This window comes from Streptomyces spinoverrucosus, from assembly GCF_015712165.1.
In the GTDB taxonomy this organism is placed as follows: Bacteria; Actinomycetota; Actinomycetes; order Streptomycetales; family Streptomycetaceae; genus Streptomyces; species Streptomyces spinoverrucosus_A.
Window position 1 is genome coordinate 126172 of the sequence record NZ_JADPZX010000001.1, and the last position, 22970, is coordinate 149141.

The following is a 22970-nucleotide window of genomic DNA, read 5'->3' on the forward strand; positions in this document are numbered from 1 at the left end:
GCGCGCCGAAGCCCGCGCCCACATCGCTGCCGCCCGCACGGCCGGCCTCGATGTGACCTCCCCGAGGTTGAAGATGCTGCTCCTCGCCTCCACGGCGCTCGCTGCCGAGGGTCCGCAGAGCGGTGGCTGGTTCGACCTGGCCCGGATCCACTTCTACCCCGGCGAGCACCTGCGCCGTGCCAAAGCGACCACCCAGGCCCGGCATCACCTGGCCCCCGCGGTGGACACCTTCCAGCAGCTGGGCGCCATGCCCTGGGCTCGTCGAGCGACCCAGGAACCGCGGGCCACCGGCGCCCACCGGGAGAGCGACTCGGGCGCCACCGGATTCCCACTCACTCCCCAGCAGCGAGACATCGCGGAGCTCGCAGCACGCCAGGGCGTCCTCGGTGTGCGCAAGAAGTACCGCGACGAGCGGCTGGAGGCCGCCTGCGCCAAGGCCACCCTCGTCGACAACCCCTCCTACCGCACCATCAAGCGCGTCCTCGTCGCCGGCACCGAGACCGAACCCCCACCCGAGACCGCGGGCAACGGCGAGCCGCCGCCGCCTTCCTGCACGGCCCCGCGCGGCTCTTCGCGACCGCCGCGACCGCCGCGACCGCCGACATGACGAACGACGACCGTGATGACCACCGTCACGACGAAGGAGTGGCGTGATGACCATCATGGACACCGCCCTGCGCGACGCACTGCGCGCGCTGAAGCTGTCCGGCATGCTGGAGACCCTGGACGCCCGCCGCGACACCGTCGCCTTCAACCCCGCCTGCACCCGGCGGAGTTCGAGCAGCAGGTCACCCTGGAGGAGTTCGACTTCGCAGCCTCCCCGAGGCTGCCTGCCGCCCGGATCCGCGACCTCGCCGCACTGCGTTGGCTGCGCACTGGAGAGTCCGTCATTCCGTTCGGGCCGGTCGGCGTCGGGAAGACACACGTCGCCCAGGCGCTCGGGCATCTCGCGATCCGTCAGGGCGCCAACCTCCGCTTCGCCAAGACCAGTCAGGTCCTGGCGGACCTGGCCGGCGGCCACGCGGACCGCGCCTGGGACCGCCGACTGCGCGAGTTGGTACGTCCCAACGTGCTCATCCTCGCCGACTGCGCGAGTTGGTACGTCCCAACGTGCTCATCCTCGCCGACTTCGCGACGCGCCGACTCACCGCCGCCCAGGCCGACGACCTCAACGAACGGGTCAGCGAGCGGCAGGGCCGGTCCCTGATCCTGACGAGCGACCGGGCGCCCAGCGACCGCTATCCGCTCTTTCCCAACCCCGTGGTCGCCGAGAGGCGGACCGGCTATCGCATGGAACGGAAGCAGTTGCGCAGCTCGGTTACGAAAAGATCCGGCTGCTCGAAGGCCGCGAAATGGCCGCCCTTGGGGATGTCGTCGTTCCAGTAGAACAAGTGGCTGTAAGTCCGCTCGGCCCATACCTTCGGCGCCTGGTAGAGCTCCTTGGGGAACACGCTGACCCCGACGGGCACGTCCACGTTGAGGGTACGGAAGTCGGTGCTGAAGCTCTCGGCGTACAGCCTGGCCGAAGATGCGGCCGTGTTCGTGTGCCAGTAGAGGCTGATGTTGTCCAGAATCCGGTCACGGCCGAAGAGCCGGTCGGGGTCCAGGTCGCTGTCGGACCATTGACCGAGCTTCTCGTAGATCCAAGCCGCCTGGCCGGCGGGAGAGTCGGCCAGACCGTACCCGATCGTCTGCGGCCGGGTCCCCTGCAGCAGCGCGTAGGCGGAGCCGTCCGTGGAGTAGGCGGTGAGCTGCTTCAGCGCTTCCTGTTCGGCGGGGGTGGGGTCGCCCTCCAGGGGCGGCGGGCCGAACAGGATGGGAAGGTTGAGGTGGACGGCGGCAAGGGCGGCCGGCTGCTGCTTGGCCATCCAGGTGGTGACACCGGCACCCCAGTCTCCACCCTGCGCGACGTACCTCGAATACCCCAGCCGCGTCATGAGGGTGTCCCAGGCGGTGGCGATCCTGGGCAGCCCCCAGCCCGTCTCCGTCGGTTTGCCGGAGAAGCCGTAGCCGGGCAGCGCCGGGATGACCACGTCGAAGGCGTCGGAGGCCTTGCCGCCGTACGCGACGGGATCGGTGAGCGGGCCGATGACGTCGAGGAACTCCACGATGGAGCCCGGCCACCCATGGGTGAGGAGGAGCGGCAGAGCACCGCGATGGCGCGAGCGAACGTGGATGAAGTGGATCGGGAGGCCGTCGATCGTGGTGCGGAACTGCGGGAGGCCGTTCAACCGGCGCTCCAGCCGCCGCCAGTCATAGTGGTCGTGCCAGTATCCGATCAGGTCCCGAACCCGGGACAGCGGGGCGCCCTGTACCCATCCGGGGGCGGTCTCCCGGTCCGGCAGGCGGGTGGCGGCCAACCTGCTGCGCAGGTCGTCAATGGCACTTTGCGGAACGCGGACCTTGAACGGGACGATCTCGTCGCCTGACGGGGTGGGCAGGGCCTCGACGAGATCTCGCAGACCGGCGGAGGTCGCCGCAGCGGCTTGCCCGACCCCGGCTGAGACTGCCAGGGTCGCGGCTCCTGTCGCCAGCAGCACGCTGCGGCGCGCGAAGGGCTTGGTCATGACTGCTGCTCCTGAGAATCGTTGAACGGGATACAGAGGTGAGGGCTCATTACCGGGTGAGGCCGGGTGTCACTGGCGGAACGGCTCCTGACCGGGCCCCGGGCGGCTGGCGATGAGCCAGGCCCCGCAGGTCCCTCAGACTCAATCACTTTAACACTCAAGTAATCCAGGCGCGCAAGACCCCCAGCGCGAGCAATCGGCGCGGAGCTCTCGGCGCACGGGCGGGCCGATCCACCACCGCATGCGCTCGGCATGCGGGAAAGCCGGACGGCGACAAACCGGTGCGCTCGGCCGACACGCTCACCCCCAGGGTCCACCGGAGACCCCGGACAGCGTGTCCAAGGCCATGCATTCGACAATGCCCAGCTTCGCGTCCCGCTGCAGCTGGGCGTCGATGACTCGCAGAGCCGGGCGACCAGGCGCACCACCGACATCCAGGAGGCCGACTCCGCCGACGTGAGCCACGGGTCGACGCGCTCGTCGACCTGCCGCGACGCGTCAGGGGCGGCCATTTCGCGAGCACCACGACCCCAGACCAATCACTTGAGCATTCACGTCATCCACATGTATCCTAGAGGTTGAACGTTGAACATCTAGGTTCCTTCGCCGAACGAGGAGCACGTCAGGACGCCGCCGACGACGACGGCCCGCGGCCGGTTCGGACCATTGCCTACGGTCCCCATCCCTCTCCCCGTTGGGGCGAGGGCGTCACTCGCCCCAACCAGCAGGCCACATTGACGGCGAGTATTCCTGCCTGGACAACCGGGTCGTTTGGTTGACAGGCCGATCACGCGGCTGCTACCCAGTGGCCCGTGTCGGTCCCCACAGGAGAGCCACAGCACAAACCCGGTCGCCGCGGCTCGGCAGGAGCGTCCGGTCGGCTGCGGCACATCGATCGGAAGCATCTTGTGGCTGCCCTCGACCGCGCCGCGTCCAGCAAGGTGGCCGTCCTCACGGCGCCGGCCGGCAGCGGGAAGTCGTCGCTGTTGCGGGCCTGGGCCGATCACCGAGGGCAGCAGCACCGGCTGGTCTTCGTTCAGGTGCAGCGCGACCAGCAGGACGCCCAGATCTTCTGGCCGGCGTTGCTGAACGCGGTACGCGGCCTGTCGGAAGATCCCGTCAGTGCCGAGCCATCGACGGCATCACCCGACTTCAGCGGGGCGGCGGTGGTGGACCGCATCCTGTCGGAGCTCGCCGCGCAGACCGGTCGCATCTGCCTGGTGATCGACGATGTCCATGAACTGATCTCCCCGGAGACCTTCGTCCACCTGAGCCGGCTGCTGACCAACCTCCCCGGGGACGTCCACGCGATCCTGGCGACTCGCCGGGATCTGCCGCTACGACTGCACCGCCTGCGCCTGGCCGGCCAGTTGGCGGAGCTGCGGGCGGCGGACCTGCGTTTCAGCAAGGACGAGACCCGAGCGCTGCTCGGCGTGACGGGAATCGCGTTGTCGGACACCGCCGTGGCTCGGCTGCACGCGCGCACCGAAGGCTGGGCCGCGGGTCTGCGACTCGCCACGCTCTCACTCACCGGCCACCCCGACCCCGAGCGCTTCGTCGCCGAGTTCACCGGCAGCAGCCGCACGGTCGCCGAGTACCTGCTCGCCGAGATGCTCGAGCGGCAGCCGCACGAGGTGCAGAACCTGCTGCTGCGGACCTCGATCCTGCAGCGCGTCAACGGCGAGCTGGCCGACAGGCTCACCGGCCGGCCCGGCTCCGAACGCATCCTGCTCGGCCTGGAAGACGCGAACGCGTTCGTCGTCTCGCTCGACCCGGAGCGGACCTGGTTCCGCTATCACCAGATGTTCGCCGACCTGTTGCGGTTGGAGCTGCGCCGGCTCCTGCCGGACGAAGTGCCCGCCCTGCACCAACGGGCCGCCGAGTGGCTCACGGAACACGGGCAGACCATCGAGGCCGTCCGGCACCTGCAGGCCGCCGGAGACTGGCCCGAGGCCGCGGCACTACTCGCTAAACACTCGTTCGGCCTGATGCTCGACGGCCAGGAAGAAACCATGCAGGCGCTGTTGGACGCTTTCCCGGCGCGCACCGGGGCAGGCTTGCCGGAACTGAGCGTCGTCCGCACCATGATCGGCCTGGTCCACGGACGCCTCCACGAGGCCGCCACTCACCTGGCAGCAGCCGACGCCTGCGTCGCATCCGCGGCTGAAGTCGACCAACAAGGGCTCCGGGCTGTGATCGCCGCGCTCAGCCTGTCCCTGGCCAGGCGGCGCGGAGACCTCGCGGAAGTCATACGTCACGCGGAGTCCCTCATCTCCCCGCCGGACGGCGAATCCGACGAAGAGATCGCGCTGGCCGGAGACCTGCGGGTCGTGGCCCTGATGAACCTCGGAACCGTCGAAGCCTGGGCGCTGGGGGCCTCCGACGGCGAGCGCCGTCTTCGCGAAGGCGCCGACTTGGCCCGCGTGATCGGCCGACCGTACCTCGAGGTGGCCTGCCTGGCCCAGTTGGGTTTCGCCTCGAAGCTGACCAACTTCGTGTACGCGCGGCGGCGCTGCCAGGAGGCGATCGCCCTGGCCGAGGAGCACGGCTGGGGCACGGCCTCGATTGTCGCGCCGGCCTTGATCACCCTGGTCTGCTCGATGATCTGGATGGGTGAGTTCGACGACGCAGAGCGCACCCTGCCGCGTGCCGATGTGGCTCTGCAGGCGGACAGCGGAGCGGACGTCGGAACCCTGCTCCACCTCGTGAAGGGCATGCTCCATGCCGGTCGCGGCCGGCGACGCGAGGCCGCGCGGGAGTTCGCCCGGGCGCAGGATCTGCAAGCGCAGTTGTCACACCCGCACGCCCTGGCGGGGTATGTGACCGGGTGGCTGCTGGCCACCCGGGCCCGCCTCGGAGCATCCGCTGACGCCCGCATCGCTCTGGAGACGCTCGGCAGCCCACTGATGGACTCGGGTGAGATCTGCAACGCCCGGGCGTCGATCTGCCTGGCCGAAGGCGACCCGGCCGGGGCACTCGCCGCGACCGCATCCGTCATCGACGCAAGCGCCTCCGTCGTCCATGTCGCCACCGTCGTGGAGGCGCGGATACTGGCGGCGCTCGCGCACCGCGAACTCGGAGAGCACAAGCAAGCCCACGAAGCCGTCGAACAGGCCCTCGCGCTCGCCGAGCCCGAACGGCTCGTCCTGCCCTTCGTGATGAGCGGCGCAGGCGACCTCCTCGCAGCGATGCCGCGCGGCCGGTCGGCCCATGCCGCTCTGCGCAGCGACATCCTCGATGTCATCCAGGGATCGTCCCTGGCCGCGATGCCCCCGGCGCCGCCGATCCGGGAACTCAGTCCCACGGAACGGCGGGTCCTGCGCTACCTCCCGACAAACCTCTCCCGGCCCGAGATCGCAGGCGAGCTGTCCATGTCCGTCCATACCGTCAACACCCACGTGCGCAACATCTACGCCAAGCTTCAGGCCACCGAACGTTCCTCGGCGGTGCGCCGTGCGCGGGAACTGCAGCTGCTTGACGGGGAAGTCCCGCGGTAGCCGACTGTCATCGGATCCCGGCGATGACGGGACACCTGTCGCGGGCCGCTCAGCGCTCGGCGGAGGGCCGGCGTCCCAACAACACCCACCCCGACAGGGAGATGCCCAGCCCGACAAGGATGGCGAACCACAGGACGGTATCGGGCGGACTCGCCCCCTGGTTCAGGGCGACTCCCGCGCCGATCACAGGTACGGACAGTCCCACGAAGAGTGCGATGAGCAGAGCTGATGTCATCGCGAGACGGTTTTCGGGCGCGGTGGCCTCGAGGACGATACCGGTGGTCCCCCTGAAGACCGCACCGGCGCCCGCGCCGATCAGCGCACCCCCGAGCAGGAAGAGCGTGAGGCTGGGCGTCGACAGACGAACAGAGACCACAAGCAGGACGAGACCGGCGAGCATGGAGGCCGTCCCGGAAGCGAGCACCTGTGGGGCTCGCATCCTGGCCGTTGCCAGCTGGGAAGCCACCCCGCAGGTGAACACCAGGAACAGTGTCGCGCCGGACAGCGCGGGTGACGGTCGGTGCAGGGTGGTGGCGAGGAAGAGTCCCGACAGCCCGGCGAACAAGCCCATCGCGGAGAAGGCCGCCAGGGCTGCGGCCGCGGCCGGAACGGGGAGCCGGACCGAGCCGGGCGAATCAGCCGCACCGCGGTCGGCGACCGGCCCGGGGGGCGGCGCACCCGTCTCGGGCGTACCGGCCAGGCCGATGAGGGCGACTGCCCCCAGCACGACGAACAGGAGGTAGGACAGAGTCAGTGGCCATCTCGCCCACTGCGCGAGACAGCCGGCGATCAGTGGCCCGACGCCGAGTGCGCCCACGTTCACCGACGTGCCGATGGTCCGTGCCCGGGCCACCGAGGCCGTGGGATCCGCGCGCACCCGCAGCTCGACGAGGTAGGTGATCGCGGTGCCGGCGGCCAGGCCGACGGACACCCCGGTGAGCAGGCGCCCGCCGAGGAGCCCGGGCAGGTCCTTCCAGGCTGCGAGCAGGCCCGACGCCACCATCATCGTCGCCACGGCGCCGAGCATCACGCCCCGCCGCCCGATGCGCCTGGCCACGGCGTCGACGACCCGCAGGGTGGCGATCGTACCGGCGGCGAAGACCGCGTAGACCACGGTGATCGTGAAGGCCGAGAGGTCTTCTCGTGCACGGTAGAGGCCGTAGAGCGGGCTGGGCAGGGTCGCGAAGGCCATCACGATCAGGAACGCGAACGCGACGGTCCAGAAGCCGTCGAACCTCCCTCTCCGGGAGACCGCATCGGTCACCAGACCCTCATGCCGCCGTCGACGACGAGGTCGATTCCGGTCACGTAGGAGCTGTCGTCGGATGCGAGGAACAGGGCGACGTTCGCCACGTCCTCCGGCTGGCCGAACCGGCCCAGGAGAGTGCGGTCGACCATCTGGCGGGCCCATTCGCCGTCCGCCAGCTCCCCTCGGGTGGCGTTGCTCTCGATCAGCCCCGGCGAGATCGAGTTGACGCGTATCCCGTGCCGGCTTCCCTCCAGGGCGAGCTGGCGCGTCATACCGATGATCGCGGCCTTGTTGGTCGTGTGGGACAGGGCTGGAAGCTGTTTGAAGCTGAGGGATCCGTTCAGGGAAGCCATGTTCACCACGACTCCGCGGCTGGCCTTCAGGTGCGGCCATGCCGCACGGGTGAGGTAGAAGACCAGGTCGACTTCGTCGCGGCGTGCGTCGTCCCAGTCGTCGTCGGTGACGTCCTCCAGCCAGTTGAAGTGGGCTCTGGCGGCGAGGTTGAACAGGACGTCGATGCGGCCGAACCGGCTCACGGCGAACTCGACGAGCCGGCTGCTTTCGGCGGGATCGTCGAGGTGGCACGGCTGGAGCGACTCCATCCGGCCACCCTCGGCATGAACCATCTTGACGGTCTCCTCTGCCGATTCGACCGCCACATCGCAGCCGATGACCAGGGCGCCCTCGCGGGCGAAGGCCAGAGCGGTGGCGCGGCCCACGCTTCCGCCGGTGCCCGTGATGACGCAGACCTTGCCGGCGAGTCGGCCCGTCATGTCAGGCTCCCTGCTGGGACGCGGCTGCGGCGCTTTTCTCCGCTTCCGCGACGCCGATGTCGGCGGTCAGCTGGGGAACCTCGTTGAAGTACCAGAAGATGACGTCACGAGCCGGGCCGGCCAACGGCGACGCCCAGTCGCGGAACAGTTCGGTGGTGACCGCGAGCGCCGTGGTGGGAACCGCGCCGGCGTGCGCCAGCCGGTCGATGGCGGTGCGGTGCGCGGTCTGCGAGCGCCCGCCGACGGCGTCGGTCACGTACATGACCTCGTAGTCGTCCTTCAGCGCCTGGACGGCTGCGAACGTCAGGCAGATCTCCGTGTGGAGTCCGCCGATGATCAGCCTCTTGCGCCCGGTCGCTTCGACGGCCTCGCGAAAGGCGTGGTCCTCGAAGGCGTTCATCGACGAGCGGTCGATCGGCTTGATGCCGTCGAGCTCGGAGACGATCGACGGGAGGGTCGGCCCGTTGATGCCGAACCGCACTCCCACGGTCGACAGGACGATCGGCATGTCGAATGCCCTGGCCGCCCTGGCCAGCAGCCGGACGTTCAGTTCGACGAGGTCGGCGTCGGTCTCCGAGCGGATGACCTCGAACATCTCGTTCTGGTAGTCGATCAGCACCAAGGCGCTGTCCTCGGCGGTCCAGACGCCCAAGTCCTTCGTCATCGAGTTCTCCTCTGTCTCGGTCAGCCGCAGGGGGTGGCCCGCGGGGCGAGTTGCATGGCGTGTGCTGCGGCCACAGGGTCTGGCTGGGGCAGGTGAGCGGACATCACCTGAACCCGGTGATTCGGCCGGAGTGCACGGAGCGGACCCGTGGCCGCGTCGATCCCGAACCCTCCCCGCGGCTCCCACGGGCAGCCGGCGGGGCGGCGCACGCGCTCACCGGATTCTGGCGATGGCCCCTCACCTGGCCGCGCGCGAGGATGGGCGCTGACGAGGGGCACAGGACGTCGTCGGCTGGTTCGCGATGTTCACCGAGGACGGAACCTTCACCGACGAGTCGATCCCGCGCACCTACCACGGTCGGCCGAGCTCGGCATGACCATCGAGGACACCGTCATCGTCCAGCTCTCGCCGCAGGGCACTCACACCGGCCCGCTGGAGCTGCCCGGTGCTCGGCGTCGCGTCACACCATCGGAGGCAGCATGACGTACCGCATGCCCGACCCTGGCTCCGTCGGGACGGGCGCCCTCGGCCGCCGGCAGGTCCGCCGCGTCGGGTACGGCGCGATGCAACTGGCCGGCGACAACGTCTTCGGCCCGCCCCGCGACCGGGACGAAGCCCTGCGGGTGCTGCGGATGGCGGTCGACCGCGGGGTCGACCACATTGACACCGCGCAGTACTACGGACCGGGCGTGGTCAACGAACTCATCCGCGAGGCCCTGTACCCCTACCCGGCCGACCTGGCGATCGTGAGCAAGGTCGCCGCCCGTCGCGACGACACCGGCGCGGTCCTGCGCTATGACGCGCCCGACCAGTTGCGCCGGGGGATCGAGGAGAACCTGGTCACGCTCGGCATCAGCCGCCTGGCGGCCGTCAATCTGCGCATGATGGACCCGTCCGAGGACGGCGAACGGTTCGACGCCCAGTTGGCAGCCCTGATCCGGGCCCGGGACGAGGGCCTGACAGACGGGGTGGGCCTGAGCAACGTCTCCCGACGGCAACTGCTGCGCGCACTCGCACAGACGGACATCGTCTGCGTGCAGAACCTCTTCAACCTGGCGGATCAGCGGTCTCTGGACGTGCTCAAGGAGTGCGCGACGCGAGGCATCGCGTTCGTTCCCTTCTGCCCGCTGGGATGGCCGCGGGGTGTTCAGAACCAGATCCTCACCAGCCCCGCGCTTGCCGCCGTCGGCGAGAAGCTCGGTGCCACGCCGGCGCAGATCGCCCTGGCCTGGTTGCTCGACCTCGCGCCGAACATCCTCCTCATCCCCGGCACCCGTACCCGCGCACATCTCGCCGAGAACCTCGGCGCCGCCGAGGTCCGACTCGACGAGGCCGCGCGGGCGGAACTGGCCGCACGATTCCCGGCCCGCTGACCCGTACGACGTCGCCTGCGCAGCTTCGCGGTCATGAGTTCCGCGAACTCGCCAACCACCTGTCTGTTCGGCGCCGGCTACCGGGGCGGCTTCGGCGTCCGGTGGCCTCGACCGGGCCGGTGCCCGACGCCTTGCGGGAGTCGGGCACCGGCCCGGAATGCTGTGTCCGGTCAGGCGTGGACCTGCGAGCCCACGCCCAGATCCAGGCGGATGGACTCGAGGATGAGGAAGGTGGTGCTGGCGGTGTAGACGTCGGCGGCGGCGAGGACCCCGGTGTACTTCTTGATCACCGGTGCGGCGGCGTAGTCGACCTGAGCGGCCTGATAGTGCTTGACCGCGGCCCAGGTGTTGTTGCCGTACTTGACGAAGAACGGTGTCGGGTCGACCGCGCCCAGGGCCTTCTTGACGTTGGCGACGATGTCGTTCAGGTACTGCTGGTAGACGACCATGTCGTCGCGGGTGCCGAGCCGCCCCATGTGTCCGCCGATGTAGTGCTTCCACGGGTAGGCCAGCGCCTTGCCCGGGGCGGCAAGGGAGCCGGGGACGTCCTCGTTGATGTTGAACGTGTCGAACGGCACCCAGCCTGGCAGGTTCACGTCAACCAGCATGAGGGTTTCGTGGTCCGGCAGGTGGATGTAGATGTTGTCGGCGGTGTGATTGGTGCCGTGCCAGGTCAGCTTGATGCGCTCCCCGCCGACGCGCAGCGTGTAGTGCTTGTCGAAGGTGATGTCGGGCACGGGGCGGGTCGGGTCGTTGTCGCGTATCAGCAGCCGCTTGTTCTCGGTGTGACCGAGCCGCGTCACGTCCTTGCCGAACAGCGACGAGGCACCGAGGTGGTCGGCGTGGTGGTGGGAGTGAACGATGTGGGTCACCTTGTTGGACACGCCGTTGGCGGCGGTGACCTGGTCGATGGCCCGCTGCAGGTTGTGCCCGATGGTCGGGGGCGCGTCGAAGAGCACGACGCCGTCGCGGGTGGTCAGGAACGCGGCCTGGTAGGCGCTGTCGGTGACGTAGTACAGGTTCTTGCGCACTCTGCCGACGTAGTAGCCCTGCTCGTTGACCGCCGGGCCGAGCGCCGCCTGCGGGATGGGCGCGTAGTCGGGCAGATCGTCGGCGAACGCCGGTTGGGCGAGGGGTCCGCCGGTCAGGGCAGCGGCCGCCGGGACGGCCGCGAGCGCCGCCCCCTTGGCCAGGAAGGTGCGGCGGTCGGTAGCGGAGTGGGATGACATCGGAGATCCTTTCACCTGAGCAGAGCTGGGGACTCGTCAGCAAATGGCGCGAGATGTGCTCAGGCTCCCCGGCGGAAAGGTGAGCGCACATCACCTGATTGCGGTGATCGCCGGGGGTTACGCTGGCCTCATGCCTGAACGAGAGGGCGCAATCCGCCGCTTGGCGCCTGCCGCGGACTCGGGCGGCGCTCCGGTCCTGCAAAGTCTGATCAGCCGCCACAGCCTGCTCGACGCGCTGGACCGCGCCGCCGAGCACCAGGTGACGGTCGTCTCGGCGCCCGCGGGCAGCGGGAAGACCTCGCTGCTGCGCGGCTGGGCCGACGCGGCGGGCCGGGATCGCCGGATCGCCCTGATGACCGTGCGGCCCGGACAGGCGGACGCGCAGTTGTTCTGGCTGGCCCTGCTGAGTTCCATCCGTGCGGCCGCCGGCGCCGACGGGCCCACGGAACCGCCCCCGGTGGCACCCGGCTTCAACGCCGACGCGATGGTGGACAAGGTGCTGTCTGAACTGGCTGCGGCTGAGCGGCCGTTCGTCTTCGTCATCGACGATCTGCACGAACTCACCTCGTCCGCGGCCGTCGATCAGCTCGCGGCGCTGCTGATGCGACTCCCGTCCGGCGTACACGCCGTCGTGGCCACGCGCCACGACCCGCCGTTGCGTCTGCACCGGCTGCGGCTTGCCGGGGAGCTGGCGGAGATCCGCGCCGCGCAGCTGCCCTTCACCGTGGACGAGACCCGCGAGCTGCTGACCGTCGCCGGAATCACGCTGTCCGACGAGGCGGTCGTCACGCTGCATCAACGGACCGAGGGTTGGGCGGCCGGGTTGCGTCTCGCGGCCTTGTCGCTGGCCGGTCACCCCGACCCCGAAGGGTTCGTCGCCGGCTTCTCCGGCAGTGACCGTGCTGTCGGCGAGTACCTGATGGCGGAGATGCTGGAGCGCCAGCCGCCCGAGGTCCAGCGGTTGCTGCTGCGGACCTCCGTGCTGGACCGGGTCAACGGCGAACTGGCGGACCTCCTCACCGGCGCCACGGGATCGGAGCGGATCCTGCTCGACCTGGAGGACGCCAACGCCTTCGTCGTATCGCTCGACGTGAACCGGACCTGGTTTCGCTACCACCGTCTGTTCAACGGCCTTCTGCGGCTGGAGTTGCGTCGAACGGCCGCCGCGGACATCCCGGACCTGCACCGGGTCGCCGCGCGCTGGTGCGTCGAGCATGCCGAGACCGCTGACGCGATTCGCCACCTGCAGGCCGCCGGAGACTGGAGGGATGCCGCCGGTCTTCTCGCCGAGCACGCTCTCAGCCTCACCTTGGACGGCCAGGCCGGAACCGTCGCGGAGCTGTTGCGCTCCTTCCCCGCCCAGCCCGGTGAGGACTTCCCGGACCTGGCACTGGTCCATGCGATCGCCGACCTCACCCACCTCCGCCTGGAGGAGGCGCACGCACACTTGAAGGTCGCCCGCTCCTCCGCCGACACGGCGGCGCAGGACCGCCGACAGAGGCTGTTCCTGGCCCTCGCGTCCCTGAACCTGCTGTACGCGCGGCTGCGCGGCGACTTCGACAGCGTCTTCGAGCAGGTCGGCGCCGTGCCCGCCGTGGTGGCCGGCCACTCCGGCGCCGAGGTGGCGCTCGGCAGCGATCTGCGAGCCGTCGCGCTACTGAACCTCGGCGTGACAGAGGCGTGGTCCATGCGGCTGGCCGACAGCGAGCGGCACCTGCTGGAGGGCGCCGCCCTCGCCCGCGACATCGGCCGGCCGTACCTGGAGGTGGCGTGCCTCGCTCACCTCGGGTTCACCTCGACAACTCGCTCCCTCACCCTCGCCCGCCATCGCTGCGAAGAGGCGATCACCCGGGCCGCACGCCACGGCTGGGACACCGAACCGGTGATCGCACCGGCGCTGGTGACCCTCGCCGGCACATTGATCTGGACGGGCGCGTTCGATCACGGCGAAGGGTGGCTCGAGCGCGCCCGACGCGTCACCTCGCCGGACAGCGAACCCGGCCTGCGGCTGCTCCTCCGCCTGATCGCCGCCGTCCTGCCGGCCGCGCGCGGCCAACACCACGAGGCCCTGGCGGAGTTCGCCGCCGCCCGCGAAGTCCAGGCGTCGATGCCGGGACGGCACGCGCTGTCCACCCGGGTGACCGCTTGGACGATCGCCACCCAGGCACGCCTCGGCATGATCGACGAGGCCCGCAGCACCTTTGCCGCGCTCGACGCCCAGCAGGCCGCCCTCGGTGAGGTCCGCAACGCCGCCGCAGCCATCAGCCTTGCGGAGCACGACCCCGACCGCGCCCGCCGCGAGCTTCAGACGATCCTGGACGGAACCGCGCCGGTCAACCACGCCCTCACCCGGCTCGAGGCGCATCTCCTGGACTCGCTCGCCAGCCGCGAACTGGGCGACGAGGCCGCCGTAGACCTGGCCCTGGCACAGGCGCTGAATCTGGCCGAACCCGAAAGGCTGATCCTCCCCTTCGCTATGACCGGCGCCTGGAGGCTGCTGCCAACCCTGCCCGCCCACGGAACATCGCACGCCGCTCTGATCGCCGACATCCTCGACGCCGTCCAGGACGGCACACTCGGCCCCGCGGAGTGGGCGTCCCCGCTCCCCGCCGAGGAGCTCAGCCCCAGCGAACTCCGCGTGCTCCGCTACCTGCCCACCAACCTCACCCGGCCCGAGATCGCGAACGAGCTGTCGGTCTCACCGAACACCGTCAACACCCACATACGCAGGATCTACGCCAAGCTCGGCGCCACCGACCGTTCCTCGGCGGTCCGACGGGCACGGGAGGTCGGGCTGCTCGCCCCTGGTTCGGCTTGATCAGGTCCCTTGCCCGCAGCCTGTGCGACCGGACCGGCACAGGACTCACCAGGGCGCAGTGGCGGACGTACGTAGGTCATGGTGTGGCACTGCCGACTCAGCCCCTCCCCGGACCTGCCCGCGGTCAGGGCGCTGTGTCGAGGTCCACGGCGAGGTCCGGGCTGTCGTTCCAGAATCCGTCGTCGGCGTCCTGGAGCCGCAACGCGGCGTGCTTCAGATGGAGGCGTGCGGCGGCGCGGGCCGACTCGGCGGCGCGGGCCTCGATGGCGGCGAAGATGGCGTGGTGTTCGTGGCGGACGGCTTCTATGAAGTCCTGGCGCCGCGCCTCGTTCGCGCGGGTGACGCGGATGCCGCCGCGCAGCACCTCGCCCAGGTAGCGGACGGTCGAGACCATCACGGCGTTGCCGGTCGACTCGGCGATGGACTGGTGGAAGGCGAGGTCCTCGTCCACGCCGTCACCGCCGGCCGCCACGGCCGCGTCGATCGCGTCGAGGGCCCGGCTCATCCGGGCCAGGTCGTCCGGGGTGGCTCGGGCGGCCGCGAGGTACGCCGCCTCGCCCTCGATGGGGCGGCGTACCTCCACGATCTGCAGCACCTTGGCCTTGGTGTCGGCGGCCTCGGCCTCGAGGTCGAGCGGCCTGGTGCGGCGGGGCAGGACGAACACGCCGCGGCCCTGCCGTGGTTCGACCAGGCCCGCGTTGCGCAGCCGCGACACGGCCTCTCGTACGACCGTACGGCTGACGCCCAGCTGCTTGACCAGTTCCACCTCGGTCGGCAGCTTGTCGCCCTCGGCCAGCCGCCCGGACTCGATCTCGTCCGCGAGTACCGCGGCGACCTGGTCCGCGAGCCGCACGGGACCGCTCACCTTGGAAAACATGGTTTTCAGTCTATCGGCACGGACCGTTCCACCCGGGCGGAGTGGGCCGACGCATCGATGACCACCGCCTTGGCGTGGTCCTCCATGTACTGGCGCAGCACCGATTCGAAGCTCGGGTCGGGCTTCAGCCCCAGTGCCGCGGCGCGCGCGTTGTCGAAGACGGCGGGCCACGAGCCGACGATGGCCTCGACCCCGGGGTCGGGCGTGACCGTCACGAGGTCGGCCACCGGGTCGCCTGCCACCCGCCGCAGCGTGGCCAGCATCTCGGCGACCGATACCGTCAGCGCGGGAAGGTTGACCGGCACGCCACCGTCCAGCCGACCCGGCCCGGCTCCTCGTACGGCCTCGGCGATGCGGAGGATGCCCTCCACTGTGCGCCGTGGCGAGGCCAGGGCCACCCGCAGGCCGGGGTCGACCGGGCAGGTGGCCGGCAGGCCGGAGAGAGGTTCGCGGATGATGCCGGACAGGAAACCGGAGGCGGCCGCGTTCGGCTTGCCCGGCCGCACGGCCACGGTCATCAGGCGGGCGACGCGTCCGTCGACGAATCCACGGCGGGTGTAGTCGGCGATCAGCTGCTCGCAGACGAGTTTCTGGGTGCCGTAGCTCGACCGTGGTGTGGGCAGGGTCGACTCGCTGACCACCTGCGGCAGCGGCAGCATCGGGTCGGAACCGTAGACCGCGACGCTGCTGGAGAACACCACGCGCACCGTCGCCCCGCCCGCGGCGGACTGCGTCCGGGCGGCTTCGAGCAGAGCGCGGGTGGTGTCCAGGTTGGCGCTCATGCCGAGGTCGAAGTCGGCCTCGCACTCGGCCGAGACCGCGGAGGCGAGGTGGATCAGCACATCCACCGGCTTGGCGAACACCTCGTCGAGACTGTCGCGGAGGTCGCCCGGTACGACGTTCACGAGGGGATCGTCCGCCTCCGGCGACCCCGCGGGCACGAATCGGTCGGCGAGCACGAGCCGGTCGATCGGCGCACCCTCGAATGTCCGGGCCTGGAGCAGTGCGGCGGCCAGCTGCCGCCCCAGGAAGCCGAAGCCGCCCGTGATGACGATCCTCATGCCTGGTCCCTCCGGTTGCTTCGGTAGTCGTTCAGCCAGCCGAGCCCCTCGCTCGTGCCGGACTCGGGGTGGTATTCGCAGCCGATCCATCCGTCGAAGCCCAGTTCGTCGACGACGTCGAACAGGTGCCGGATGTCGAGTTCCCCGCGGTCGGGTTCGTGGCGGTCGGGCACGCCGGCGATCTGCAGATGGCCGACCCGGCCGGTCGGCACGTCACGGCGCAGCGTGGTGGTGAGGTCGCCCTCGACGATCTGGCAGTGGTAGAGGTCGAGCTGCACCTTGAGATTCGGGGCCCCGACCTCCTGGACCAGGCGGTGCGCCTCGCCCTGCGTGGTGAGGAAGTATCCGGGCATGTCGCGGCCGTTGATCGGCTCGATCAGGACGTCGACGCCGGCGTCGGCCGCCCGTCCCGCCGCCCAGGCGAGGTTGGCCAGGTAGGTGTCCCGGTGCTTGGCCCGCTCCCCCGCGGTCGCGTCCGGTCGTACGAGCCCGGCCATCACATGCAGCCGGGGGCAGCCCAGCGCGGCGGCGTACTCCAGCGCCCGGTCGAACCCGGAGCGCAGCTCCGCCTCACGTCCGGGCAGCGCCGCCACGCCGCGCTCCCCGGAGTTCCAGTCTCCGGGGGGCGCGTTGAAGAGCACCTGCCGCAGGCCGTGGTCGTCGAGCCGGCGGCGCAACTCTGCGGCGTCGTAGGTGTAGGGGAAGAGGTACTCGACGGCCTCGAAGCCGTCCGCCGAGGCCGCGGCGAAGCGGTCGGGGAAATCGTGTTCGGTGTACATCATGGACAGGTTCGCGGCGAACCTCGGCATGCCGGCTCTCCTGATCGAGGACCCTCAGGGGGTCCGTCAGCGGTTGACGGTCTGCTTGTCGGTGCTGAGCACGGCGGCGGCACCAAGGACGAGACTGAGGGCCAGGACGTACATCGGCAGGGACGTCGAGCCGGTCGAGTCCTTGAGCGCGCCGATCATGTACGGGCTGACGAACCCCGCGAGGTTGCCCACCGAGTTGATCGCGGCGAGGCCGGCCGCGGCGGCCGTACCGCCGAGGAACGCGGTGGGCAGCGACCAGAACAGCGGCGCGCAGGTCAGCACTCCGGCGGCGGCGCAGGACAGGGCCACGAGCGAGAGTGCGGTCGAGCCGGACCAGCCGGCGGCCAGCGAGAAGCCGACGGCGCCCATGAGGGACGGTACGACCAGGTGCCAGCGGCGTTCGCGCCGCTTGTCCGCCGAGCGGCCGAAGAGGTTCATCGCCACCAGGGCGGCCAGATACGGCACCGCGCTGAGCACGCCGATCGCGAGCGGTCCCTCGATGCCCGTTGATTCGACGAACGTGGGCATCCAGAACGTCAGCGCGTACTGGCCCATCACGAAGCAGAAGTAGATGAAGCACATCAGCCACACCCTGGGCTCGCGGAACGCGTCCCAGACCCGGCCGTGCACCGTCTGGTGCGCGGTGTCCTCGGCGATCGCCCGCTCGACGACGGCCTTCTCCTCGTCGCTGAGCCACTTCGCGCTGCGCACACCGTCGTCGAGGTAGAACAGCGTGGCCACGCCGATGAGGACCGCGGGGATCGCCTCGAGCAGGAACATCCACTGCCAGCCGTGCCAGCCGTTGACGCCCTGGAAGCGGTCCATGATCCAGCCGGAGAGCGGGTTGCCGAAGATCCCCGCGACCGGGATGGCGGACATGAACATCGCGATCACCCGGGCCCGGCGCTGCGAGGGGAACCAGTAGGTGCAGTACAGGATCACGCCGGGGTAGAAGCCCGCCTCCGCGGCGCCGAGCAGGAAACGCAGCACGTAGAAGGTGGCCTCGTTGGTGACGAACATGAACGACGCGGAGACCAGGCCCCAACTGATCATGATCCGGGCTATCCACCTGCGGGCGCCGACGCGCTGGAGTATCAGGTTCGAGGGGACCTCGAAGAAGAAGTAGCCGATGAAGAACAGGCCGGCACCCAGACCGTACGCCGCCTCGCTGAACCCCAGGTCGTCGGACATCTGCAGCTTGGCGAAGCCGACGTTGACCCGGTCCAGGTAGGAGACGACGTAGCAGAGGATGAGAAACGGGACGATGCGGCGGACGACCTTGCGGAAGACGGCGCTCTCTTGAGCGAGATCGGGGACGCCGGCCGCCGTTGTGGGCATGGACATGAGCGGAATCCTTCGTGCGGCTCAGGGGATTCTCTGACAGGGGTGGAGCTGGTCACCACGTGGCGCCGAACACGTTCCTCAGTTCGTCGACGGCGTGGGCGGGGAGCGGCTCGGGGCGACGGTCGGTCAGGAGCCACAGGCGGGCCGTCTCCTCGAGTTCTTCGAGTACGGCGAGGGCGGTGGCCGCGTCGGGGCCCCAGACGACGGGGCCCAGCCGGTCGAGCAGCACGGCCCTGATCGGCGTGCCGTCGGCCGCGTGGGCGGCGATCCGGTCGGTCACCAGGTCGGCCACACGCGGGTCGCCGGGCCGGTGGTAGGGGATGAGCGGGACGTGCCCGACCTTCATGACGTAGTACGGCGTGATGGGCGGGAGTACGTCGTCCGGGCTCCACACGCCGGCGAGCGTGAGCGCGACCAGGTGCGTGGAGTGGGTGTGGACGACGTACCGGGCCGTGGGGTCGGCCTCGTAGATCCGCCGGTGGAGCGTCAGGGTCTTGCTGGCGCGGTCGCCGGTGGTCTGCTCGCCCCGCGCGTCGACCAGGGCGAGACGGTCGGGTTCGAGGAAGCCGAGGGCGGCGTCCGTGGGCGTGATCAGGTGGCTGTCGCCGACCTTGGCGCTGATGTTGCCGGCGCTGGCGTGGACGTAGCCTCGGGTGAACAGGCTGGTTCCGACGCGGACGATCTCGTGGCGGGCGTGCTCGACAGGATCCATCACGGCGTCTCCTCCTCGAGGAGGGCGAAGGAGGAGCTGAAGAAGTCGGGGCCCCCGAAGTTGCCGGACTTGAGCGTGATGTGGAGCGTGCTGCCGTCGGGAAGGGGTGCCGCGCACCAGGGCACGCCGGGGTCGATCTGGGGCCCGATCCGCAGCCCGGTGAGACCGAGCTCCTGCACGACCGCCCCCGAGGTCTCGCCGCCCGCGACGACGAGACGGCGGACGCCACGCTCCACGAGCCCCTGCGCGACCGTGGCCAGGGTCCGCTCGACGAGCTCACCGGCCTCAGCGGCCCCGAGCCGTCCCTGGACCGTACGGACGGCGTCCGGTTCCTCAGTGGAGTAGACAAGGACCGGTCCGTCGGCCAGGTGCGACTCGGCGAAGGCGAGGGCCTGGCCGGCCACGTCCTCGCCGCCCGCGATCCGCAGCGGATCCACGCTGAAGGCGGGCCGCCCGCTGCGCAGGAATGCGAGCACCTGCCGGTTGGTGGCCACGGACACCGATCCCGATACGACGGCCGCGTGACCGTCGGCCGGCGGAAGGTGCGCCGCGGCGGGGGACGGCTTGAACCCCCAGTTCGCGGGCAGGCCGATCGCCAGTCCCGAACCCGCGGTCACCAGGGGCATCCCCCGGACCGCCGCGCCCAGCCGCACCAGGTCGTCGTTGGACACGGCGTCGACGACGGCCACCCCGACACCCTCCTCGCGCAGGGCGCCGACCCGCCCCCGGATCGCCTCGGCGCCTTCGGCCACCGCCCTGTGATCGATGAGGCCGACCGCCCTGCTCGTCTGCGCCGCGAGAACCGAGACCAGATTGGAGTCGGTCATCGGCGTGAGCGGATGATGGCGCATACCGCTCTCGCTGAGCAGCACGTCGCCGACGAAGAGATGTCCCTTGAAGACGGTGCGCCCGTTGTCGGGGAACGCGGGCGTCGCGATGGTGAAGTCGGTGCCCAGCGCGTCCATCAGGGCCTCGGTGACCGGTCCGATGTTTCCGGCGGGCGTGGAGTCGAAGGTGGAGCAGTACTTGAAGTAGATCTGCTCGGCCCCCGCCGACCGCAGCCACTCAAGCGCGCGAAGCGAGGAGTCCACGGCGTCGGCGGCGGGGACGGTCCGCGACTTGAGCGCGATGACGACTGCGTCCGCGTCCACCGCCTGCTCGGGGCCGGTCGCCGGTACGTCGATCAGCTGGATCACGCGCATACCCGCGCGCACCAGGTTGTTGGCGAGGTCGGTGGCGCCGGTGAAGTCGTCGGCGATGCAGCCGAGTCGGATTCCCATGTCAGCCCTCCTTCGGCTCGGGCAGGTCCACGCCCGGGAAGATCTTGATGACCGCGCTGTCGTCCTGCGCTCCCAGGCCCGAGGCCGACGCCTGGAGGAACATCTGATGGGCGGTGGCGGCGAGAGGCAGCGGGAACCGCTCCGGCCGAGCGGCGTCGAGCACCAGGCCCAGGTCCTTGACGAAGATGTCCACCGCGGACAGCGGGGTGTAGTCACCGGCGAGCACATGCGCCATGCGGTTCTCGAACATCCAGGAGTTGCCGGCGCTGTGCGTGATGACCTCGTAGAGCGCCTCCGCCGGTACGCCGGCCTTGATGCCCAGCGCCATCGCCTCGGCCGCCGCGGCGATGTGCACGCCCGCGAGCAGCTGGTTCACGATCTTGACCTTCGAGCCGAGCCCCGCCTGCTCGCCGAGACGGTAGACGGTACTGCTCATCGCCTCGAGCACCGGGTCCGCGACCGCGTACGCCGCGTCGGAGCCCGACGTCATCATGGTGAGCTCGCCGGTCGCGGCCCGGGCGGCGCCGCCGGAGATGGGCGCGTCCAGGTACAGCACGCCCTGCTCGGCCAGACGCCCTTCGAGCGCCGCGGACCAGCCGGGATCGACGGTGGAGCACATCACGAAGACAGCACCGGGACGCAGCCGCCCGGCCGCCCCGGCGGCGCCGTACAGCACCGCCTCGACCTGGGCCGCGTTGACCACCACGCCGACCAGCACATCCACCGTGGCCGCCAGCTCGCCCGGGGAGGCGAACGCCGTCCCGCCGTCAAGGGCGAAGTCCGCGGCCACCTCCGGACGCAGATCGTGAACCCCCACGTCGAAGCCCGCTCCGCGCAGGCTACGCGCCATGCCGAGCCCCATGGCCCCGAGACCCACTACACCCACGCGCGGCCGCGCCGGCCTGTCCTGGTCGTTCATGCCCATCCTCGTCCTGCTGCGCCGGGCAGGGCTGCGGCCCACACTCGGCTGTGAGTGGTCAGGTCATATGATGACCTGAGGATGGAGGATGTCACCCTGTGAGGTACATCACATTCGCGAGGCCGGGTGGTGAGTGATCAGTAGGAGGCGGGCAACTCGCGGCGTCGGGCGGGGACTGGCGAAGGGAGAGAAGTCCGTTTTTTTGAGTGCCGATGAGTCTCAACAGCTGGACCCCTTGTGCATCCCGTCCGGGCAAAGCCCTGGATCCTTGGCCGCGTCCTGCCTCAAAGTGGCAACATGAGCGATCACTCCAAAGCGCCTGTCACACCGGTTGAAGCCTTTGAACCCCCCTACTACGCCGCTGTCTTCACTTCGGTGCATGCCGAGGACCAGAGCGGCTACGGCGAGACTGCCGCCCGCATGGAGGAGCTGGTGAAGGACGTCCCTGGGTTCCTGGGGATGGACCACGCGCACACGCCTGGTGGGTTGTCCATCACGGTCGGGTACTTCCGCGACGCCGACGCCCTCACGGAGTGGAGGAACAACGCCGAGCACCGCGCGGCACAGAAGCGCGGGCGAGTCGAGTGGTACCAGAGCTACACGCTGCATGTCGCGAAGGTGGAGCGGAGCCGAGGGTTCAAGCGCACGTAAGAGCCCGTGTCGGCCCGTCCGGTGGATGATCAGAAACGCGAAGAGCGCTTCTGACCTGCAACGATGAGACTTGTCTGGGTCCAGATCGTCATCGGCGGCGTTGGCGCCGTGGCGCGGCCGCGGGCGGTGCATGATCCAGGCGAGGTTCTGGTGGATGTGGCGCTCGCGGTCGCGCTGGGCGGGGACGGTCCGGCGGACGTTGGCATGCTGCGGGGCGCGCCGTCGGTGTTCGGTCCGGTGGCCTCCGATCCGACGGTGTCCCGGCTGGTCGACACGCCGGCAGCGGGCGGGAAGCGTGCGCCGGCCCGCCCGCGCCGCGGCAGGCTCGCGCTCAAGTCCGGGCAGATGCATGGACGTTGGCCGGTGACCCTGCATCGGACGCGAGCGGGCAGTGGTCGTGGACTTGGACGGAGTGCTCGTGATCGCTCATTCCGAGAAGCAGGATGCCCGCCGCGAGCCGGAAGAAGAGCTTCGGCCACCATCTGCTGATGAAGTTCGTCGACCACGGCCGGGGCGGATCCGGGGAGCCGGTTGCCGCCCTGCTCGGGCCCGGGAACGCGGGAAGCAATACCGCCGCGGACCATATCGTGGCCTCCCGGCTCGCCCTGAAGCAGCTGCCGAAGTAATACCGACGGGGACGTCAGACGCTCATCCGTACCGATTCGGGCGGGGGGATCCACGAGTTCGTCGACTTGCTGTCCGCCCGCGGCCGGTGGCTGACCGACTCGGTCGGTATGACCATCCCCGATGCCATCCAGCAGGCCGTTCCGAAGGTCCCGGCATCGGCCTGGACGCCAGCCGTCGAGCCGGACGGCGAGATCCGCGACGTGGCATGGGTCGCCGAACTCGGCGGTGACTGCCTGACGGACCGGCCCAAGGAGACGCGGTTGATCGTCCGCGAGGAACGCCCGCAGCCCAGCGCCCAGTTGGGCCTCACCGACGCCGACGGCATGCGCCTCACGGCGTTCGCCATCAACACCAAGGACGTCTCCATCGCCGCGCTTGAACTGCGGCACCGCCGGCGCGCGGGCCGAGGACCACATACGCGCCGCCCGCACCACCGGCCTGCGTAACCTCCCCCTGGACCACACCGCCCCCAGTTGCTCAACACCGGCCGCCGACGCACCCTCCGGCTCGTAAAGCACTG

General features: G+C 70.1%; 17 protein-coding genes and 2 pseudogenes. 7 read left to right on the forward strand and 12 right to left on the reverse strand.

The genetic code is table 11. The annotated features are described in order from the left end of the window. Positions 1–352: 352 nt before the first annotated feature. Both I2W78_RS41555 and I2W78_RS00620 read left to right on the forward strand, forming a co-directional pair. Positions 353–607 (forward strand): annotated as a pseudogene (locus I2W78_RS41555) (hypothetical protein); the annotation flags it as partial. Positions 608–622: 15 nt separating this feature from the next. Then, complete coding sequence (locus I2W78_RS00620; protein WP_307783566.1) at positions 623–1207, forward strand: ATP-binding protein; 585 nt, start codon at positions 623–625, stop codon at positions 1205–1207. 76 nt (positions 1208–1283) lie between these two features. Here I2W78_RS00620 and I2W78_RS00625 read toward each other — a convergent pair whose 3' ends face one another. Next, complete coding sequence (locus I2W78_RS00625; protein ID WP_230885281.1) at positions 1284–2567, reverse strand: epoxide hydrolase family protein; 1284 nt, start codon at positions 2565–2567, stop codon at positions 1284–1286. A gap of 812 nt (positions 2568–3379) precedes the next feature. Between I2W78_RS00625 and I2W78_RS00630 the strand changes: the two genes are divergently transcribed. Beyond that, positions 3380–6064 carry a LuxR C-terminal-related transcriptional regulator gene (locus tag I2W78_RS00630; protein ID WP_307783567.1) on the forward strand — a complete coding sequence of 895 codons (2685 nt, stop codon included), beginning with the start codon at positions 3380–3382 and terminating at the stop codon, positions 6062–6064. A 49-nt stretch (positions 6065–6113) separates the two neighbouring features. On the opposite strand, the gene I2W78_RS00635 is transcribed toward I2W78_RS00630, so the two are convergent. The 3 genes from I2W78_RS00635 to I2W78_RS00645 are packed head-to-tail and all read right to left on the reverse strand — an operon-like array spanning position 6114 to position 8750. Then, entirely contained in the window at positions 6114–7328 is a 1215-nt protein-coding gene (locus I2W78_RS00635) for an MFS transporter (RefSeq protein WP_196455983.1), read from the reverse strand. Further along, complete coding sequence (locus I2W78_RS00640; RefSeq protein WP_196455985.1) at positions 7325–8086, reverse strand: SDR family NAD(P)-dependent oxidoreductase; 762 nt, start codon at positions 8084–8086, stop codon at positions 7325–7327. The genes I2W78_RS00635 and I2W78_RS00640 overlap by 4 nt, the downstream gene beginning before the upstream one ends. Position 8087: 1 nt before the next feature. Continuing rightward, positions 8088–8750: an isochorismatase family protein gene (locus I2W78_RS00645; RefSeq protein ID WP_196455987.1), complete on the reverse strand. Its 663-nt coding sequence runs from the start codon at positions 8748–8750 to the stop codon at positions 8088–8090. A gap of 479 nt (positions 8751–9229) precedes the next feature. On the opposite strand from I2W78_RS00645, the gene I2W78_RS00650 reads away from it, so the two are divergent. Then, positions 9230–10123, forward strand: a complete 894-nt coding sequence (locus I2W78_RS00650; protein WP_230885282.1) for an oxidoreductase — start codon at positions 9230–9232, stop codon at positions 10121–10123. 170 nt (positions 10124–10293) lie between these two features. Here I2W78_RS00650 and I2W78_RS00655 read toward each other — a convergent pair whose 3' ends face one another. After that, a complete protein-coding gene (locus I2W78_RS00655; RefSeq protein ID WP_196455988.1) occupies positions 10294–11352 on the reverse strand; it encodes an MBL fold metallo-hydrolase in 1059 nt (352 codons plus the stop codon). 130 nt (positions 11353–11482) lie between these two features. Between I2W78_RS00655 and I2W78_RS00660 the strand changes: the two genes are divergently transcribed. Further along, entirely contained in the window at positions 11483–14170 is a 2688-nt protein-coding gene (locus tag I2W78_RS00660) for a LuxR C-terminal-related transcriptional regulator (RefSeq protein ID WP_196455989.1), read from the forward strand. 124 nt (positions 14171–14294) lie between these two features. Here the strand turns inward: I2W78_RS00660 and I2W78_RS00665 are convergent, their stop codons facing one another. From I2W78_RS00665 to ltnD, 7 genes are read right to left on the reverse strand one after another with little or no spacing between them, the layout of a single operon-like run. Further along, a complete protein-coding gene (locus I2W78_RS00665; RefSeq protein WP_196455990.1) occupies positions 14295–15047 on the reverse strand; it encodes a FadR/GntR family transcriptional regulator in 753 nt (250 codons plus the stop codon). A 5-nt stretch (positions 15048–15052) separates the two neighbouring features. Further along, positions 15053–16108: a D-erythronate dehydrogenase gene (gene denD, locus I2W78_RS00670; RefSeq protein WP_196455991.1), complete on the reverse strand. Its 1056-nt coding sequence runs from the start codon at positions 16106–16108 to the stop codon at positions 15053–15055. Further along, complete coding sequence (gene otnI, locus I2W78_RS00675; RefSeq protein ID WP_196455992.1) at positions 16105–16917, reverse strand: 2-oxo-tetronate isomerase; 813 nt, start codon at positions 16915–16917, stop codon at positions 16105–16107. Before otnI ends, denD begins: the two co-directional genes overlap by 4 nt. 36 nt (positions 16918–16953) lie before the next feature. Beyond that, positions 16954–18261 carry an MFS transporter gene (locus I2W78_RS00680; protein WP_196455993.1) on the reverse strand — a complete coding sequence of 436 codons (1308 nt, stop codon included), beginning with the start codon at positions 18259–18261 and terminating at the stop codon, positions 16954–16956. 52 nt (positions 18262–18313) lie between these two features. Beyond that, positions 18314–18973 carry a class II aldolase/adducin family protein gene (locus I2W78_RS00685; protein ID WP_196455995.1) on the reverse strand — a complete coding sequence of 220 codons (660 nt, stop codon included), beginning with the start codon at positions 18971–18973 and terminating at the stop codon, positions 18314–18316. Further along, positions 18973–20253 (reverse strand): 3-oxo-tetronate kinase, encoded by a 1281-nt coding sequence (otnK, locus tag I2W78_RS00690; RefSeq protein ID WP_196455997.1) that lies wholly within the window; start codon positions 20251–20253, stop codon positions 18973–18975. The genes I2W78_RS00685 and otnK overlap by 1 nt, the downstream gene beginning before the upstream one ends. A 1-nt stretch (position 20254) precedes the next feature. After that, positions 20255–21178 carry an L-threonate dehydrogenase gene (gene ltnD / locus I2W78_RS00695; protein WP_269066281.1) on the reverse strand — a complete coding sequence of 308 codons (924 nt, stop codon included), beginning with the start codon at positions 21176–21178 and terminating at the stop codon, positions 20255–20257. A gap of 291 nt (positions 21179–21469) precedes the next feature. On the opposite strand from ltnD, the gene I2W78_RS00700 reads away from it, so the two are divergent. Further along, a complete protein-coding gene (locus tag I2W78_RS00700; RefSeq protein WP_196456001.1) occupies positions 21470–21823 on the forward strand; it encodes an antibiotic biosynthesis monooxygenase family protein in 354 nt (117 codons plus the stop codon). Positions 21824–21914: 91 nt separating this feature from the next. Further along, a pseudogene (locus I2W78_RS00705) lies at positions 21915–22918 on the forward strand (transposase); the annotation flags it as partial. Positions 22919–22970 lie beyond the last annotated feature (52 nt).